The 17,659-nt window shown below is 60.7% G+C and carries 11 protein-coding genes and 5 tRNA genes; 5 read left to right on the forward strand and 11 right to left on the reverse strand.

Annotated elements, in window-relative coordinates; genetic code table 11:
- The first annotated feature begins 35 nt into the window (after positions 1-35).
- Entirely contained in the window at positions 36-3,332 is a 3,297-nt protein-coding gene (locus ACZ9H3_RS08660) for a PAS domain S-box protein (protein WP_102053698.1), read from the forward strand.
- Positions 3,333-5,345: 2,013 nt separating this feature from the next.
- Here ACZ9H3_RS08660 and ACZ9H3_RS08665 read toward each other — a convergent pair.
- From ACZ9H3_RS08665 to gltX, 10 genes are all read right to left on the reverse strand, one after another.
- The gene (locus tag ACZ9H3_RS08665; protein ID WP_099775446.1) at positions 5,346-5,789 is read right to left on the reverse strand and encodes an Hsp20 family protein; all 444 of its coding nucleotides are present in this window, start codon (positions 5,787-5,789) and stop codon (positions 5,346-5,348) included.
- 110 nt (positions 5,790-5,899) lie between these two features.
- Entirely contained in the window at positions 5,900-6,859 is a 960-nt protein-coding gene (locus tag ACZ9H3_RS08670) for a tRNA dihydrouridine synthase (RefSeq protein WP_099775447.1), read from the reverse strand.
- 49 nt (positions 6,860-6,908) lie between these two features.
- Positions 6,909-7,349 (reverse strand): acyl-CoA thioesterase, encoded by a 441-nt coding sequence (locus ACZ9H3_RS08675; protein ID WP_065761957.1) that lies wholly within the window; start codon positions 7,347-7,349, stop codon positions 6,909-6,911.
- Between the two features lie 44 nt (positions 7,350-7,393).
- Entirely contained in the window at positions 7,394-8,227 is an 834-nt protein-coding gene (locus ACZ9H3_RS08680) for an alpha/beta hydrolase (RefSeq protein ID WP_330523452.1), read from the reverse strand.
- Between the two features lie 21 nt (positions 8,228-8,248).
- On the reverse strand, positions 8,249-8,788 hold the full coding sequence (locus ACZ9H3_RS08685; protein ID WP_476220376.1) for a TetR/AcrR family transcriptional regulator: 540 nt from the start codon (positions 8,786-8,788) through the stop codon (positions 8,249-8,251).
- Positions 8,789-8,953: 165 nt separating this feature from the next.
- Positions 8,954-9,029 (reverse strand) — tRNA-Glu (locus tag ACZ9H3_RS08690).
- 44 nt (positions 9,030-9,073) lie between these two features.
- Positions 9,074-9,149: transfer RNA gene (locus ACZ9H3_RS08695), tRNA-Ala, on the reverse strand.
- Positions 9,150-9,202: 53 nt separating this feature from the next.
- Positions 9,203-9,278: transfer RNA gene (locus ACZ9H3_RS08700), tRNA-Glu, on the reverse strand.
- Between the two features lie 75 nt (positions 9,279-9,353).
- Positions 9,354-9,429, reverse strand: a tRNA-Ala gene (locus ACZ9H3_RS08705).
- A 250-nt stretch (positions 9,430-9,679) separates the two neighbouring features.
- Positions 9,680-11,161, reverse strand: coding sequence for a glutamate--tRNA ligase (gene gltX / locus ACZ9H3_RS08710; RefSeq protein ID WP_102053701.1), 1,482 nt, complete (start codon positions 11,159-11,161; stop codon positions 9,680-9,682).
- A 144-nt stretch (positions 11,162-11,305) separates the two neighbouring features.
- Here gltX and ACZ9H3_RS08715 point away from each other — a divergent pair, with 144 nt between their 5' ends.
- Together ACZ9H3_RS08715 and ACZ9H3_RS08720 are read left to right on the forward strand one after the other, a co-directional pair.
- Complete coding sequence (locus ACZ9H3_RS08715) at positions 11,306-12,361, forward strand: HlyD family secretion protein (RefSeq protein ID WP_476220379.1); 1,056 nt, start codon at positions 11,306-11,308, stop codon at positions 12,359-12,361.
- Entirely contained in the window at positions 12,351-13,901 is a 1,551-nt protein-coding gene (locus tag ACZ9H3_RS08720) for an MDR family MFS transporter (protein WP_476220381.1), read from the forward strand. Before ACZ9H3_RS08715 ends, ACZ9H3_RS08720 begins: the two co-directional genes overlap by 11 nt.
- A gap of 9 nt (positions 13,902-13,910) precedes the next feature.
- Here the strand turns inward: ACZ9H3_RS08720 and uvrB are convergent, their stop codons facing one another.
- Complete coding sequence (gene uvrB / locus ACZ9H3_RS08725; RefSeq protein ID WP_065761486.1) at positions 13,911-15,926, reverse strand: excinuclease ABC subunit UvrB; 2,016 nt, start codon at positions 15,924-15,926, stop codon at positions 13,911-13,913.
- A gap of 293 nt (positions 15,927-16,219) precedes the next feature.
- Between uvrB and ACZ9H3_RS08730 the strand changes: the two genes are divergently transcribed.
- Together ACZ9H3_RS08730 and ACZ9H3_RS08735 are read left to right on the forward strand one after the other, a co-directional pair.
- The gene (locus tag ACZ9H3_RS08730; RefSeq protein WP_065761485.1) at positions 16,220-17,416 is read left to right on the forward strand and encodes an amino acid aminotransferase; all 1,197 of its coding nucleotides are present in this window, start codon (positions 16,220-16,222) and stop codon (positions 17,414-17,416) included.
- A 72-nt stretch (positions 17,417-17,488) separates the two neighbouring features.
- Positions 17,489-17,564: transfer RNA gene (locus tag ACZ9H3_RS08735), tRNA-Asn, on the forward strand.
- The last annotated feature ends 95 nt before the right edge of the window (positions 17,565-17,659 follow it).

The raw sequence follows: 17,659 nt of genomic DNA on the forward strand, positions 1-17,659 counted from the left end.
CAAAGGATGTGTTACTCGCCAAAGGTCTGGTATCGATGCCCAAATCAGCAAACCGGTTTCCGCGCCTGCCCCGTATACACGCCGCCGACCCTCAGGAATCCGAGCAAACCTGGGAAAGCGCCACGCAATTGCTGGCTGCTCTAAACGGCGCGCACCTGGGCGCCTGGTTCTGGGATGTGGAAAGCGGACGCCTGAGCTGGTCACGCGGAACGCAGGCACTGTTCGGTTTTGACCCGCAGCAGCCACTGCCCAACGACCTCGACTATCTCGAGCTGTTGCCCGTGGAAGACCGCGCCCGCACCCTGCAGACCTTTTATGCGGTAATGGCCGGCGAGCCACAGGACCAAGCCTTGCGCCATCGCATCCGCTGGCCGGACGGTAGCGTTCACTGGCTGGAGATCAATGGCAGCCTGACCCATGACAAACAGGGCAAGCCACAGATGATCGGGGTCATACGCGAGATTACTCGCCAGCGCGAGCGGGAAGCGGCGCTGATCAACTCCGAGAAGCGCTTCGCCACCCTGTTCCACCTCAGCCCCAACGTGATCCTGCTGACCCGACGCATCGATGGTCAGATCTATGAAGCCAATCAGCATTTTGAGAAAACCCTGGACTGGCCCTGCCACCAGGTGATCGGCAAGACCACACTGGAGCTGGGCCTGTGGGTCAATCCGCAACAACGCCATCAGGTCCTGGAAGCCACCCGCAACACCAGCGACCCCATCACCCTGGAAGTGCAGTTTCGTGCAGGCAGCGGACAAATCCATGACGGCATACTGAGCACCCAGGGCATCGAGATGGAGGGCGTCGCCTACCTGCTCAGCACCTTTGTCGACACCACTGAACGCAAACGTGCCGAACAGGCACTCAAGGACAGCCAGGAGCGCCTGGACCTGGCGCTGGACTCCGCGCAACTGGGTACCTGGGACTGGCACATTCCCAGCGGCATGCTCTATGGATCAGCCCGCGCCGCACAGCTGCACGGCCTTGAGCCCGTTCCATTCCATGAGTCTTTCGAAGCCTTCTTCGAAGGCGTGCCCGAGCAAGAACGCAGCAGCATGCGCCAGGCCTATCGCAGCCTGCGCGAAGGCCCAGCCGGCAACTACCAGATCACCTACCGTATACAGCTGGAAAATGGTACCTCGCGCTACATCGAGAGCCGCGCGCGCCTCTACCGCGACGAACAGGGTAATCCTCTGCGCATGGCCGGCACCCTGCTGGACATTACCGAACAGGTCGAACGCGAACAACGCCTGACCAGCTCGGAAGAAAAATTCGCCAGCCTGTTCCAGGCCAGCCCAGACCCGATTTGCGTAACCCGCCAGGACAGCGGTCAATTCATCGAGATCAACCCGGCCTTTACCCAGACCTTTGGCTGGCAAGCCAAACAAGTACTCGGACGCACCGCTGAACAGATAGGCCTGTGGGCCGAGTCGAACGAACGGGCCAAGCGTATTGAACAGGTTATTCGCGATCAGGCCCTGAACAATGTCGCCGTGCTGGTCAACCACAAGGATGGCCACCCCCTGACTTGCGTAATCTCCAGCCGCCTGATCAAGGTCGACAATGAGCCGTGCAGCGTTACCACCCTGCGTGACATTACTCAGCAACAACGCGCCGAAGCGGCACTGAAAGCCAGCGAAGAAAAATTCGCCAAAGCCTTCCACTCAAGCCCCGACGCGATCACCATCACCGAACGAGAGAGCGGCCGCTACCTGGAGGTGAACGACGGTTTCTGCCGTTTGACCGGTTACAAAACCGCCGAAGTCATTGGCCGTACATCCCTGGAGATCGGTGTCTGGGCTGACGACAAACAGCGGGCAGCACTGCTTGCCGAACTGCAGGAAAAGGGACGAGTCCACCATCGGGAAATGCTTGGGCGCAACAAGCGCGGTGAAGTGCTCACCCTGGAAGTGTCGGTAGAACCCATCACGCTCAATGAAACCGAGTGCCTGCTGCTGACCGCACGCGATGTCAGCCAACTGAAAAACGCCCAGGCGCAGATTCGCCACCTGGCTTATCACGACCCGCTGACCAATTTGCCAAACCGTGCCTTGTTGATGGACCGCCTGAGCCAACAGATCGCCTTGCTCAAACGTCACAACCTGCGCGGCGCCCTGCTGTTCCTCGACTTGGACCACTTCAAGCACATCAACGACTCGCTGGGCCATCCGGTGGGCGATACCGTGCTGAAAATCATCACCGCTCGCCTGGAGGCCAGCGTGCGCCTGGAAGACACCGTGGCGCGGCTCGGCGGGGACGAGTTCGTTGTCCTGATCAGCGGCCTGGAAGGTAGCCGTGAAGAGGTCGAAGACAAGGTTCGTAGCCTGGCCGACACCCTGCGAGCACTGCTGGCGGAACCGATGTCACTGGACGGACAACGCCTGCAAGTAACCCCGAGCATTGGTGTGGCACTGATTCCCGACCATGGCTCGACCCCGGCCGACCTGCTCAAGCGCGCCGACATCGCCCTCTACCGCGCCAAGGACTCGGGCCGCAACACCACTCAACTGTTCCACAACACCATGCAAAAGGCCGCAAGCGAGCGCCTGCGCATGGAGAATGACCTACGCCTTGCACTGGCACGGGGTGAACTGGCACTGCACTTCCAGCCGCAGGTCGACGCCCGCGATAACCGCATCATCGGCGCCGAGGTCTTGCTGCGCTGGCATCACCCGCAACTGGGCCAGCAACCGCCCAGCCAGTTTATCCAGGTGCTGGAAGAAAGCGGCCTGATCCTTGAAGTCGGCAGCTGGATTCTCGACGAAGCCTGTGATGCCTGCGCGCGCATGCTGCAGGACGGCCTGATCGATGCCGATGAGTTCAGCCTGTGTGTCAACATCAGCCCACGGCAGTTCCGCCAGAACGACTTCGTTGAACGGATACGCCGCAGCCTGGATGACTATGGCCTGCCCTACCGGATGCTCAAGCTGGAGATTACCGAAGGCATCGTGATCCAGAACCTGGAAGACACCATCAACAAAATGCGCGAACTCAAGACGTTTGGCGTCAGCTTCGCCATGGACGACTTCGGTACCGGCTACTCGTCACTGACCTACCTCAAACGACTGCCGGTTGATGCACTGAAAATCGACCAATCGTTCGTTCGCGACGCGCCAGTAGACCCCAACGACGCCGAGATCGTCCGCGCCATCGTCGCCATGGCCCGCAGCCTGGACCTGGCGGTGATTGCCGAAGGGGTGGAGTTGTCCGAGCAACTGGAATTTCTTGAACAGCTGGGTTGCCACCTCTACCAGGGTTACCTGCACAGCCGCCCACTGCCGCTGAACGAGTTTCGCGAACTGCTGCAGGAAGCCCCCGAGGATCGCTAAAGCCTCTGGGGGATGCAGGCTTGCCTGCGATGGCCTCGGCGCGGGGCCTATGAGTACGCGGCGCCTGCATCGCGGGCAAGACCCGCTCCTACAGCTGGCGCGGGCTCTGTTGGAGCTGGCTTGCCTGCGATGGCCTCGGCGCGGTGCCTGTGAGTGCGCGGCGTCTGCATCGCGGGCAAGCCCGGCTCCTACAGCTTGCGCGGGCTCTGTTGGAGCTGGCTTGCCTGCGATGGCCTCAGCGCGGTGCCTGTGAGTACGCGGCGTCTGCATCGCGGGCAAGACCGGCTCCTACAGCTTGCGTGGGCTCTGTTGGAGCTGGCTTGCCTGCGATGGCGTCGGTGGGGTGTCTGCGAGTGCGCGGCGCCTGCATCGCGGGCAAGACCCGCTCCTACAGCTTGCGCGGGCTCTATTGGAGCAGGCTTGCCTGCGATGGCGTCGGTGGGGTGTACGTGAGTTCGCGGTGGCTGCATCGCGGGCAAGCCCCAATCCCACAGCTGGCGCGGGCTCTGTTGGAGCTGGCTTGCCTGCGATGACGTCGGTGGGGTCTCAGCGAGTTCGCGGCGTCTGTATCGCGGGCAAGCCCGGCTCCTACAGGCTGGCGCGGGCCCTGTTGGAGCTGGCTTGCCTGCGATGGCGTCGGTGGGGTGTCCGTGAGTACGCGGCGTTTGTATCGCGGGCAAGCCCGGCTCCTACAGCTTGCGCGGGCTCTGTTGGAGCTGGCTTGCCTGCGATGGCGTCGGTGGGGTGCCTGTGAGTACGCAGCGACTGTATCGCGGGCAAGCCCGGCTCCTACGGGCTGCGCGGGCTCTGTTGGAGCTCTGCGATGACGTCGATGGGGTATCCGTGAGTTCGCGGCGTTTGCATCGCGGGCAAGACCGGCTCCTACAGCTTGCGCGGGCTCTGTTGGAGCTGGCTTGCCTGCGATGGCGTCGGTGGGGTGCCTGTGAGTACGCAGCGTTTGCATCGCGGGCAAGCCCCGCTCCTACAGGCTGGCGCGGGCTTTGTTGGAGCTGGCTTGCCTGCGATGGCGTCGGTGGGGTGCCTGTGAGTACGCAGCGACTGTATCGCGGGCAAGACCCGCTCCCACAGGCTGGCGCGGGCTTTGTTGGAGCTGGCTTGCCTGCGATAGCGTCGGTGGGGTGTCCGTGAGTTCGCAGCGTTTGCATCGCGGGCAAGCCCGGCTCCTACAGGCTTGCGCGGGCTTTGTTGGAGCTGGCTTGCCTGCGATGGCGTCGGTGGGGTGTCCGTGAGTGCGCGGCGTTTGTATCGCGGGCAAGCCCGGCTCCTACAGCTTGCGCGGGCTCTGTTGGAGCTGGCTTGCCTGCGATGGCGTCGGTGGGGTATCCATGAGTACGCGGCGTCTGCATCGCGGGCAAGCCCGGCTCCTACAGGTTACGCGGGCTTTGTTGGAGCTGGCTTGCCTGCGATGACGTCGGTGGGGGGCCCGCGAGTTCGCGGCGTTTGCATCGCGGGCAAGACCCGCTCCCACAGGCTTGCGCGGGCTTTGTTGGAGCAGGCTTGCCTGCGATGGCCTCGGCGGGGTGTCCGTGAGTTCGCGGCGTCTGCATCGCGGGCAAGCCCGGCTCCCACAGCTAGCGCGGGCCCTGTTGGAGCAGGCTTGCCTGCGATAGCGTCGGTGGGGTATCCGTGAGTTCGCGGCGTCTGTATCGCGGGCAAGCCCGGCTCCTACAGGCTGCGCGGGCCCTGTTGGAGCAGGCTTGCCTGCGATGGCGTCGGTGGGGTCGCAGCGAGTTCGCGGCGTCTGTATCGCGGGCAAGCCCGGCTCCTACCCTGTTGGAGCTGGCTTGCCTGCGATGACGTCGGTGGGGTGTCAGCGCGTGCGCGGCGCCTGCATCGCGGGCAAGCCCGGCTCCTACAGGCTTGCGCGGGCTCAGTCGGTGGGGTGTCTGCGCCAGCATGTCTGGGGCTTAAAAAAACGAACCCCCGCTAAAAGCGGGGGTTCGTGTGCAGCGTGAGGGCACCCAGAGGCGCCCCTTTCATCGCCATGCGCACTCAGTTGAGTGCAGGCTGGTTCCCATTGATCGGGATACGCTTGGCCTTGGCCTCTTCCGGAACGATGCGCAGCAGGTCGATGCTGAGCAGGCCGTTGGCCAGGGCTGCGGCCTTGACCTCAATATGGTCGGCCAGCCGGAACGACAGTTTGAAAGCCCGCTGGGCAATGCCCTGATGCAGGTAGGTCACGCTTTCGGCGTTGCTGTCGCGCTTGCCGCCAACAACGGTCAAGACGCCTTTCTCCACTTGCAGGTCAAGGTCCTGCTCTTGGAAGCCAGCAGCGGCAACGACGATTCGATAGTGGTCATCGCCATGCTTTTCCACGTTGTAAGGTGGGTAGCTGCTACCCGCTTCATTACGTGCCGCCGATTCGAACAGGTCATTAAAACGGTCGAAACCAACGGAATGGCGGAACAGTGGAGCCAAAGAAAAAGCAGTCGTCATGGTACATCTCCTGATAATCAGCGAGGGATTCAACGCGACCCGAATTCGGCATCGCGTACTCCCTAGATGTGGACCCGACAAACGATTTCAAGCGCCCTCTGAAAAATTTTTCAGGCCGCCTCAGTGAACGGCATACCGAGCAATTGCCCGACGCGATCACAGTCGGTTTCCCGGCGCAATTCGGTGAACAGCGCGGTCGCTTCGGGGTAGGTACGGGTCAGCATCGCCACCCACTGTTTCAGGCGCCCAGGTGCCGCACGTGGCGTCAGCTCGGCCCTGGCCTGGCGCCAGAAGTCCTGGAGCAACGGCATCAGCGCCTGCCAGTCCAGCGGCACAAATTCGACCCGATCGCGCTCGGCGGCGATCTGCCGCGCCAGGTCCGGCCGGGATACCAGGCCACGACCCAGCATGATGTCCTCGACACCACTGATTTCACGGCAACGTCGCCAGTCTTCCAGGGTCCAGACCTCACCGTTGGCAAACACCGGCACCTTGACCACGTCCTGCACCCGCGCCACCCACTCCCAATGGGCAGGCGGCTTGTAGCCATCCACCTTGGTGCGCGCATGCACCACCAGGTGCGCCGAACCGCCTTCGGCCAGCGCCGTGGCGCAGTCAAGCGCACCGTCCGGGCTGTCAAAACCCAGGCGCATCTTCGAGGTCACCGGAATATGCGCCGGCACTGCCCGCCGCACCTCGCGAACAATGGCGTGCAGCAGCTCAGGCTCCTTGAGCAATACTGCGCCACCGCGCGACTTGTTCACCGTCTTGGCCGGGCAACCAAAGTTCAGGTCAATCACCGGCGCGCCAAGCTCACAGGCCAACGCGGCGTTCTCGGCCAGGCACACCGGGTCGGAACCCAGCAATTGCACGCGCAGCGGTACGCCGGCTGCGGTTTGCGCGCCCAAGGCCAACTCAGGCGCCATCTTGTGGAAATGCGCAGCCGGCAACAAACGGTCGCAGACCCGAATGAACTCAGTGACACACCAGTCGATGCCGCCAACCCGGGTCAGGACGTCGCGCAGAATGTTGTCGACCAGCCCCTCCATGGGGGCCAGGGCAATTTGCATAGGTTGTGTCTCGAGCGAAGAAGGCGCGCAGTCTAGCAAAAAGCCAGGTCTATCGGGCCCCGGCCATCAGCGCCTGACCATACCCCTCAAGAAACTCTGCGGGCATGCGCTTAGGCTTGCCTGTGGACAACTCGATGCAGACAAAGGTGGTCTGCGCCCGTAGCAAGGTGGCGCCATCGCTGGGACGCACCAACTGAAAACGACGTGTCATTTTCAGGCGCTGATCCCAATCGACGATCCAGGTCGCCAACTGCAACTCATCGTCCTGATACGCACTGGCCAGGTAATCGATTTCATGCCGAACCACAGCCATCGCCCGGTCAAGTCGCCGATACTCGACCAGATCCAGGCCCAGGCGCTGCGAATGGCGCCAAGCGCAACGCTCCAGCCAGGTCACATAGACCGCGTTATTGGCATGACCAAGGCCATCGATGTCTTCTGCGCCAACGCGCAGGTCGATGACGAATGGCGTTTCAAGATCCCAACTCATGCCCGCTCCAGGTGCTAGGTAGACCGACAGAGTGTAACGGATGCTCAGGCCGATTGGCGCGCCGCCAAGGTAATGCGCTCAAGCAATGCCAATACCGCCTCGATGAACTGAGGTGCCGACAACACCCGTTGATGCCCACCCTCAGGCAACAGCAACAAGCGACTGTCAAACCAGGCGTCATGAATGACTTGTGCTTCACTGGGCGAAATCCGCTCGTCGTTCTGCGCATGCACGATCAACCCGGGCAGCTCGAGCTGATAGCCGTTAACGTCAAGCCGTGACACCTGCACACCGACGTCCCGCTCAACCTGCCGAATGAACGCGGCTCGCGCCCGCGACGGCATGCCCAGATGCTGGGCAAAACCACGCAGCACCTCAAGCAGACGCGCCGGGGCTGCCACACTCACCGCGGCGTCAGCGCGCAAGCCCCACTGCAACGCCAGCAGCACGCTGGCACCGCCCATCGAGTGCCCGATCACCGCACGCAACGGTGGCAGTTCGGCGGCAGCTTCCAACAAAGCGCGGGCGAACAGCACCACATGCGCCTGCTGCCCTGGGGAATGGCCATGGGCCGGCCCATCCAGCGCCACCACCGTATATCCGGCCGCCACCAGCGCCTGGATCAAATGCGCGAACTGAGTGGGCCTGCCTTCCCAGCCGTGCATCAACAGTACCGCTGGCCCCTGCCCCCAACGCAGTGCTGAAAGCCCGAACCGCAGGGTTATCCGCTCGGCACTGGCCAGCAGCGGCAACTCCCAGGCCTTGGGCGGCAGGTTGCGTGGGGTCATGAAGGCCTGGCGCATCGTGCTCGCCACACGCTCAGGCACCAGCCGGCCAAGGGTACCGTTCACACCACGAATCCAGCTCAAACGGCTCATCGCTTTGCTCCTGTTACACGATCAGATCACCGCCGACTTGGCGGCACGCAGGACACGGTCAGACAGCTCATCGGTACCAAGCGCACGCGCCAATGCCAGACCACCCACCATCAAGGCCAGATCAGCCAGGACCTTGTCGGCGTCCTCAGGACGATCGGCCAGTTGAACCATCATCAGCTCGATGTGCTCGGCCAGGACCTGACGGAAGCTGTCGGGCAAGCGCGTCATTTCGCTCAAGGAAGTGGGCAGCGGGCATGCATGCTCGGTCGCATCTCGGTGCTTACGTGACAGGTAGAATGCCGCCACCAGGGCCCGACGGCCTTCACCATCAAGTGCCGGATCGACCTGTGCCAGCAAGGATCGACGCTCGCCCAACAACTGGCGAAAGGCCTCGAGCATCAACGCATCCTTGCTTTCGAAATGAGCATAAAAACCACCGACGGTAAGCCCAGCCGCCCCCATCACCTGGTTGACGCTAGGCTCTACCGGACCGTGCTGAATCAACGCACTGCAAGCGGCGTCGAGAATCCGATCGCGGGTCTTGACCTTCTTGTCGTTCATGGCACACCTCAAAATATTATGATCGAAATATTATCTACATAATATTTTTTGGCAAGCAAAAAAGCCCGCCGCTCATCGCGCCAGGCTCAAAACTTTTTTCGGAACAAAAACAAAAGGCTCATTCAATAATCGAATGAGCCTTGAAATCCCGCAAAGCGGGTAAATTGGCGTCCCCTAGGGGACTCGAACCCCTGTTACCGCCGTGAAAGGGCGGTGTCCTAGGCCACTAGACGAAGGGGACATGTAACCTTCGTGCAGATCCGTTTTCACGAATCCTGGCAAAATTGGTGGAGCTAAGCGGGATCGAACCGCTGACCTCCTGCATGCCATGCAGGCGCTCTCCCAGCTGAGCTATAGCCCCAGATTTTTCGCCTCGCGGCGCAGCGACCTCTTACGACATCGCTTGTGTAAAACTGGCGTCCCCTAGGGGACTCGAACCCCTGTTACCGCCGTGAAAGGGCGGTGTCCTAGGCCACTAGACGAAGGGGACGCAACCCTTCTACCAATCGATCAGACTTCATCCTGATCGTATTCGCAGTTAGACAACAACTGCGAACCTGGAAATTGGTGGAGCTAAGCGGGATCGAACCGCTGACCTCCTGCATGCCATGCAGGCGCTCTCCCAGCTGAGCTATAGCCCCACAAGTCGCTTTGAACTGAATCGCTGGGCTGGGTGCTTCGCGTTTCGTTTCGTTCATCGCTGTGGACGGGGCGCATATTAAGATCGGATCAAAGACCTGTCAAATAAATTTTCAACAAAATCCAAAGTTTTTTTCCGAGATAACAAACACTTACCGCCCTCACCGGGAAAACACCCGGTAATTCAGGGGTGTACGCCCCCGTGAGGCCGGGGTTGCCGGCGCCACAGGGGCGTTATGCAAGGCAGCACGCTTACGCGATGGACGCGAACAGCTTCTCCCACTCCTTGTTTTCTTTCTTCGACACACCACCCAGCAGGTCCAGCGCCTGGCGCAAGCGGTAGCGGGTCAGGTCCGGGCCAAGGATTTCCATGGCGTCGAGCACCGAGACCGAACTGGCCTGACCGGTAATCGCGGCAAACATCAGCGGCATGGCATCGCGCAGCTTAAGCGACAACGCCTCGACCACGGACTGAATGCAGCCGGTGATGCGATCCTTTTCCCACTGACGCAGGCTTTCCAGTTTCCACAGGATCAACTGCATCAGTTGACGAACCTGATCAGCGGACAGTTTCTTGTGCTCGAACAGCGTCGCATCGAGCTTCAGGCCACCTTCAAAGAAGAACCCGCCCAGTGGCGCGATCTGGCTGAAGGTTTCCACCCTGCCCTGCACGTGCGGTGCGATCTTCATCATGTAATCGCTGTTGAAGGCCCACTGCTGAACGCGAGCAGCAAACTCCTCGACCGGCAGATCGCGCAACCACTGACCGTTGAGCCAGGACAGCTTCTCGATATCGAAGATCGGCCCACCCAGGGAAACCCGCGACAGATCGAAATGCTCGACCATCTCGGCCAGGGAGAACTTCTCACGCTCGTCCGGCATCGACCAGCCCATGCGCCCCAGGTAGTTGAGCATGGCCTCGGGCATGAAGCCCATACGCTCGTAGAACGTCACCGAGGTCGGGTTCTTGCGCTTGGACAGCTTGCTCTTGTCCGGGTTACGCAGCAGCGGCATGTAGCACAGCACCGGCTGCTCCCAGCCGAAGTACTCGTAGAGCTTGATCAGCTTCGGTGCCGAGGGCAGCCATTCTTCACCGCGCAAGACGTGGGTGATGCCCATCAGGTGGTCATCGACGACGTTGGCCAGGAAGTAGGTCGGCAGGCCATCGGTCTTCATCAAGACCTGCATGTCCATACGGTCCCACGGGATTTCGACGTCGCCACGGAGCATGTCCGGCACCACGCAGACACCTTCGGTCGGTACCTTCATGCGGATAACGTGAGGCTCGCCCGCGGCCAGACGGCGCTGTACTTCCTCAGGCGAGAGCAGCAAGGCGCGACCGTCATAACGCGGCGTCTCGCCACGCGCGATCTGCTCGGCACGCATCTGGTCCAGTTCTTCGGCGGTGCAGAAGCACGGGAAGGCGTGCCCCATGTCGACCAGTTGTTGAGCGTACTGCTTGTAGATATCGCCACGCTCACTCTGCCGGTAAGGGCCGTGCGGGCCACCGACGTCCGGCCCCTCGCTCCACTCGATACCGAGCCAGCGCAGGGCGTCGAAGATCTGCTGCTCGGACTCACGGGTCGATCGCAGTTGGTCGGTATCTTCGATACGCAGGATGAACTCACCGCCGTGCTGCTTGGCAAAGCAGTAGTTGAACAGGGCGATGTAAGCGGTGCCGACATGGGGATCGCCAGTCGGCGATGGCGCGATTCGCGTGCGAACGGTGGTCATTGAGAGTCTCGAACAAGAGATGAAACAAAGGCTGGATGTTAACAGGGAGCGGGCACTCGGCTCCAGCAATGGGCGCGATCGTCACTTGTGCCAGCGGATCCAAACGCTGTTAAATCTGCTTACATTTTTAGAACGATCGTACCCATGCCTGCCCAACTCAAACGTCGCCTGCTGATTTTCTTCACGCTGGCTCTGCTCATCGCCCTCGCCTTCCTGGCGCACTGGTACCTCAAGGGACGCTTCTACGAAACCACCGACAACGCCTATGTTCAAGGTGAAATCACGCGTATTTCCAGCCAACTTGGCGCACGTATCGACGAGGTACTGGTCGAGGACAACCAACGGGTGGAGAAAGGCCAGGTACTGGTTCGCCTGGAACGTGACGACTTCGACCTGGCGGTGGAACACGCTCGCGCCAACCTCGCGACACGAGAGGCCGAGCGCTTGCAAGCCGAAAGCCGCCTGACCCAACAAGCCAGCCTGATCGCCGCAGGGCAAGCACAGGTTGCCGCCAACGAAGCCACGCTCGAGCGCACCCAATTGGACCTCAATCGGGCAGAAGCACTGCGTAAACCCGGTTTTGTCTCGGAGGAGCGCGTTACCACGCTGTCAGCGGAAAGCCATGTCGCACGTTCCCAGGTGAGCAAGGCCCAGGCTGACCTGCAGGGCCAGCGCCAACAGGTCAACGCCCTCAGTGCCGAGATCAAACGCCTCGACGCACAGATCGCCAGTGCCCGCGCCGAGCTGGCCCAGGCCGAACTGAACCTGACGCGCAGCGAAATCCATGCGCCGATCAGCGGCTTTATCGGGCAACGTGCCGCGCGCAATGGCCAATATGTGCAGGCCGGCGCCTACCTGCTGTCGATCGTTCCAGACCAGGACATCTGGGTTCAGGCCAACTTCAAGGAAACCCAGATCGGCAAGATGCAACCCGGCCAGCGCGCCGAACTGCGCTTCGACAGCTACCCGGATACGCCGATCGAAGCCCGGATCGACAGTCTGTTCGCAGCCTCTGGCGCCCAGTTCAGCCTGCTGCCACCGGACAACGCCACTGGCAACTTCACCAAGGTGGTTCAGCGCATTCCGGTGAAACTGACCTTCGCCCCAGACAACGCACTGCACGGCAAGATTCGGCCTGGCATGTCTGTCACTGCCACAGTCGACCTGCGCAGCACCGGCAACCCTGACAATGGCCGGTGACGCCTTGATCCGCCCCATCGGCGAACCGAGCCGACGGGACTGGATTGCCGTCATGAGCGCGATGCTTGGCGCGTTCATGGCGGTGCTGGACATCCAGATCACCAACGCCTCGCTCCAGGATATCCAGGGGGCGCTGTCAGCGACCCTGGAAGAAGGCTCCTGGATTTCCACCTCGTATCTGGTCGCGGAAATCATCATGATTCCGCTCACCGCGTGGCTGGTACAACTGCTTTCGGCTCGACGCCTGGCGACCTGGGTATCGCTGGGCTTTCTGGGGTCATCCTTGCTGTGTTCGATGGCCTGGAACCTGGAAAGCATGATCATCTTTCGTGCAATGCAGGGCTTCACCGGCGGCGCACTTATCCCGCTGGCCTTCAGCCTCACCCTGATCAAGCTACCGGAACACCACCGCGCCAAGGGCATGGCCATGTTTGCCATGACCGCCACCTTCGCGCCCTCCATCGGCCCGACACTGGGCGGCTGGCTGACCGAAAACTGGGGCTGGGAATACATCTTCTATATCAACATCCCGCCCGGGCTGCTGATGATTGCCGGCATGCTCTATGGCCTGGAGAAAAAGGCGTCGCACTGGGAGCTGCTAAAAAGCACCGACTACGCAGGCATCGTCAGCCTGGGTATAGGCCTGGGCTGCCTGCAGGTCTTCCTGGAGGAAGGTCACCGCAAAGACTGGCTCGAATCGAGCCTGATCGTCAGCCTGCTCAGCATCGCCACCTTCAGCCTGATTACCTTTGTCATTCTGCAGTTTTCCAAACCCAACCCGCTGATCAACCTGCGCATCCTTGGCAACCGTAATTTTGGCCTGTGCAGTATTGCCAGCCTCGGCATGGGCTTTGGCTTGTATGGCTCGGTCTACCTGCTGCCGCTGTACCTGGCGCAAATTCAGCACTACAACGCCCTGCAGATCGGTGAAGTCATCATGTGGATGGGCATCCCCCAGCTGTTTCTGATTCCGCTGGTTCCACAATTGATGAAGGTGATTTCGCCAAAAATCCTCTGCACGCTGGGCTTTGCCCTGTTCGGCATCGCCAGCTTCAGCTCCGGGGTACTGAACCCGGACTTTGCCGGCAGTCAGTTCAACCAGATCCAGATCATCCGCGCCCTCGGCCAACCGATGATCATGGTGACCATTTCGCTGATTGCTACCGCTTACATCCTGCCCCAGGACGCGGGCTCGGCATCGAGCCTGTTCAATATCCTGCGCAACCTCGGGGGTGCCATCGGCATTGCCCTGCTGGCAACCTTGCTGGACGCCCGCACCAAGGTCTACTTCGACTATTTGCGCGAATCACTGGTGCCCAGCAATCCGCAGGTTGCCGAACGCCTGGGGTTGCTCGCGGAGAAGCTGGGCAGTGAAACCGCAGCATTGGGCAAGCTCAGCGAGATCACCCATCAGCAGGCGCAAATCATGGCCTACAACGATGCGTTCCACTGGGTTGGGCTCGGGTTGGCAATCAGCATGCTGGTGGTCCTGCTGACACGTAAACTGCCAGCAGGACTCAAGGCCGGGGAAGCACACTGACCTGTGCGGTCAGACCGTCAACAAGCGCTCACGCAAGGCCGCGATCTCGTCCCGCAATTGGGCCGCGGCCTCGAACTCCAGGTCTCGGGCCAACTGGTACATTTTCTCTTCCAGCTGCTTGATGCGCTTGGTGATCTCGGCCGGTGAACGCAGTTCGGCTTCGTAACGCGCACTCTCCTCTGCCGCCTTGGCCATGCCTTTGCGTTTCTTGCTGCGCGAACCGGGGACAGTGGCTCCTTCCATGATGTCGGTGATGTCCTTGACCACGCCCTTGGGCACGATGCCATTGGCCAGGTTAAAGGCCACCTGCTTCTCCCGACGGCGCTCGGTTTCATCGATGGCGCGCTGCATCGAACCGGTCATACGGTCGGCATAGAGAATCGCCCGGCCATTGAGGTTCCGCGCAGCCCGGCCAATGGTCTGAATCAGCGAGCGTTCCGAACGCAGGAAACCTTCCTTGTCGGCATCGAGAATGGCCACCAGCGACACTTCCGGCATATCCAGGCCTTCGCGCAACAGGTTGATGCCTACCAGGACATCGAAGGTTCCAAGGCGCAGGTCGCGGATAATCTCGACCCGCTCGACCGTGTCGATGTCCGAGTGCAGGTAACGCACCCGAACATCATGATCAGCAAGGTAGTCGGTCAGGTCTTCAGCCATGCGCTTGGTCAGGGTGGTCACCAGCACCCGCTCCTCGACCGCGACACGCTTGCGGATTTCCGAAAGCAGATCGTCCACCTGCGTGGTTGCCGGACGTATCTCGACCTGCGGATCGACCAGCCCTGTCGGCCGCACCACCTGCTCGACCACCCGCCCCGCATGCTCGGCCTCGTAAGGCCCCGGGGTTGCCGAGACAAAAATGGTCTGGGGGCTGACGCTCTCCCATTCATCGAAACGCATCGGTCGGTTATCCAGCGCCGACGGCAAGCGAAAACCGTACTCGACCAGGGTTTCCTTGCGCGAACGGTCGCCTTTGTACATGGCGCCAACCTGAGGAACACTGACGTGGGATTCGTCAATGACCAGCAAGGCGTCATCGGGCAGGTAGTCGTACAAGGTTGGCGGCGGCGCACCGGCAGGACGTCCCGAGAGGTAGCGCGAGTAGTTTTCGATACCGTTGCAGTAGCCCAGCTCAAGGATCATCTCCAGGTCGAAACGGGTACGCTGCTCAAGACGCTGCGCCTCGACCAGCTTGTTCGCCTTGTGCAGGTACTCCAGACGCTCCTTGAGCTCCTCCTTGATGCCCTCCACCGCCTCCAGCAGGGTTTCACGCGGAGTGACGTAGTGACTCTTGGGGTAAAAGGTGAAGCGCGGCAGCTTGCGAATCACTTCGCCAGTCAAGGGATCAAACGCGGCAATGTTCTCCACTTCGTCATCGAACAACTCGATGCGAATGGCCTCCAGGTCCGATTCGGCCGGAAACACATCGATCACATCGCCGCGCACGCGAAAGGTGGCACGAGCAAAATCCATTTCATTGCGGGTGTACTGCAGGTCGGCCAGACGACGCAGCAAGGCACGCTGGTCGAGCTTGTCGCCACGGTCCACGTGCAGCACCATTTTCAGGTAGGTCTCCGGGCTGCCCAGACCGTAGATGCAGGACACGGTGGTCACGATGATCGCGTCGCGTCGCTCCAGCAACGCCTTGGTCGCCGACAGGCGCATCTGCTCGATATGGTCGTTGATCGACGCATCTTTCTCGATGAAGGTGTCAGACGACGGTACATAGGCCTCAGGCTGGTAGTAGTCGTAGTACGAAACGAAGTACTCCACGGCGTTGTTCGGGAAAAACGCCTTGAATTCGCCGTACAACTGCGCCGCAAGGGTCTTGTTCGGCGCCAGTACCAATGTTGGCCGCTGAACCTGAGCGATGACGTTGGCAATGCTGAACGTCTTGCCAGAGCCGGTCACACCGAGCAGGGTCTGATGTGCAAGCCCGGCCTCGATACCTTCGACCATCAGGCGGATGGCTTCTGGCTGATCACCAGCTGGCTGGAAACGGGTGACGAGTTGAAACTCGGACATGACAAACCCCTGAAATGTACGGATACAGGCAACTGTATTTATAGACAGTATTTATACCGAATGAAGGGCACCTGACGCCAGTTTCAACCTGACATGCGGTGCTTTTCCTGCATTCAACCCGGTAAATCGACTAACGGTAAAAAAATAATCGGCCAAACAGCAGGAAAAGCTGCGTCAGGCTGTCGCCGTGACCGATGGGTATCACTATACTGACTCCCCGTTTATGCACCGCTCTAGTGCATCCGACTGGAGCGTGCGACCTCTTTCACCCTCCATTCAGAGCCAAGGTAATAATGAGCCTGTTTTCCGCTGTCGAGCTGGCACCACGCGATCCCATTCTGGGCCTCAACGAAGCATTCAACGCCGATACCCGCACCAACAAGGTCAACTTGGGTGTAGGGGTCTACTGCAACGAAGAGGGGCGCATTCCACTGCTGCGCGCGGTCATCGAAGCCGAAACCCAACGCGCCGCCCTGCACGCCTCCCGTGGCTACCTGCCGATCGACGGTATTGTTGCCTACGATCAGGCGGTACAGAAGCTGCTGTTCGGTGCCGAGTCGCCACTGCTGGCCGCTGGCCGCGTGATCACCACCCAGGCCGTCGGTGGTACCGGCGCACTGAAGATTGGTGCCGACTTCCTCAAGCAACTGTCGCCAAACGCTGTCGTCGCCATCAGTGACCCAAGCTGGGAAAACCACCGCGCGCTCTTTGAAGCCGCTGGTTTCCCGGTACAGAACTACCGTTACTACGATGCCGCCACCAATGACGTAAACCGCGCCGGCATGCTGGAAGACCTGAACGCCCTGCCGTCGGGTTCCATCATCGTCCTGCACGCCTGCTGCCACAACCCGACTGGCGTCGACCTGAGCCCAGAAGACTGGAAAAACGTCCTGGAGGTCATCAAGGCCAAAGGTCACGTGCCATTCCTCGACATGGCCTACCAGGGCTTTGGCGACGGCATCACCGAAGACGCCGCTGCTGTGCGCCTGTTCGCTGAGTCGGGCCTGAGCTTCTTCGTTTCCAGCTCGTTCTCCAAGTCGTTCTCGCTGTACGGTGAGCGCGTTGGCGCACTGTCCATCGTGACCGAGTCGAAGGAAGAAAGCGCGCGGGTACTGTCGCAGGTCAAACGCGTTATTCGCACCAACTACTCCAACCCACCGACTCACGGTGCAAGCATCGTCGCCGCCGTGCTCAATAGCCCGGAACTGCGTGCCATGTGGGAAGCCGAGCTGGGTGAAATGCGCCAGCGCATCCACGGCATGCGCAAGCAGATGGTCGAACTGCTGGCCGAATACGGCGCCAAGCGCGACTTCAGCTTCGTCGGTCGCCAGCGCGGGATGTTCTCCTACTCCGGCCTGACAGTTGAGCAGGTTGCCCGCCTGAAGAGCGAATTCGGTATCTATGCCCTGGATACCGGCCGCATTTGCGTCGCCACGCTGAACCAGAGCAACATTCACGTGGTGACCAAGGCAATCGTCGAGGTGTTGTAAGCTGTTTTTTGCCAAGGGGAAGTTAGCAAAAGCTTGACTTCCCCTTAGCAATCAGTAAGATACGCCACAGATTCCGCGATAGCTCAGTCGGTAGAGCAAATGACTGTTAATCATTGGGTCCCTGGTTCGAGTCCAGGTCGCGGAGCCAAACATATGAAAAACCTCCAGTTGCGCAAGCACTGGAGGTTTTTTCGTTTCAGCACACTGACAATCCGTACTGACAATCAATGTGCTGAACGACCG

The organism is Pseudomonas sp. TE3910 (assembly GCF_056279025.1).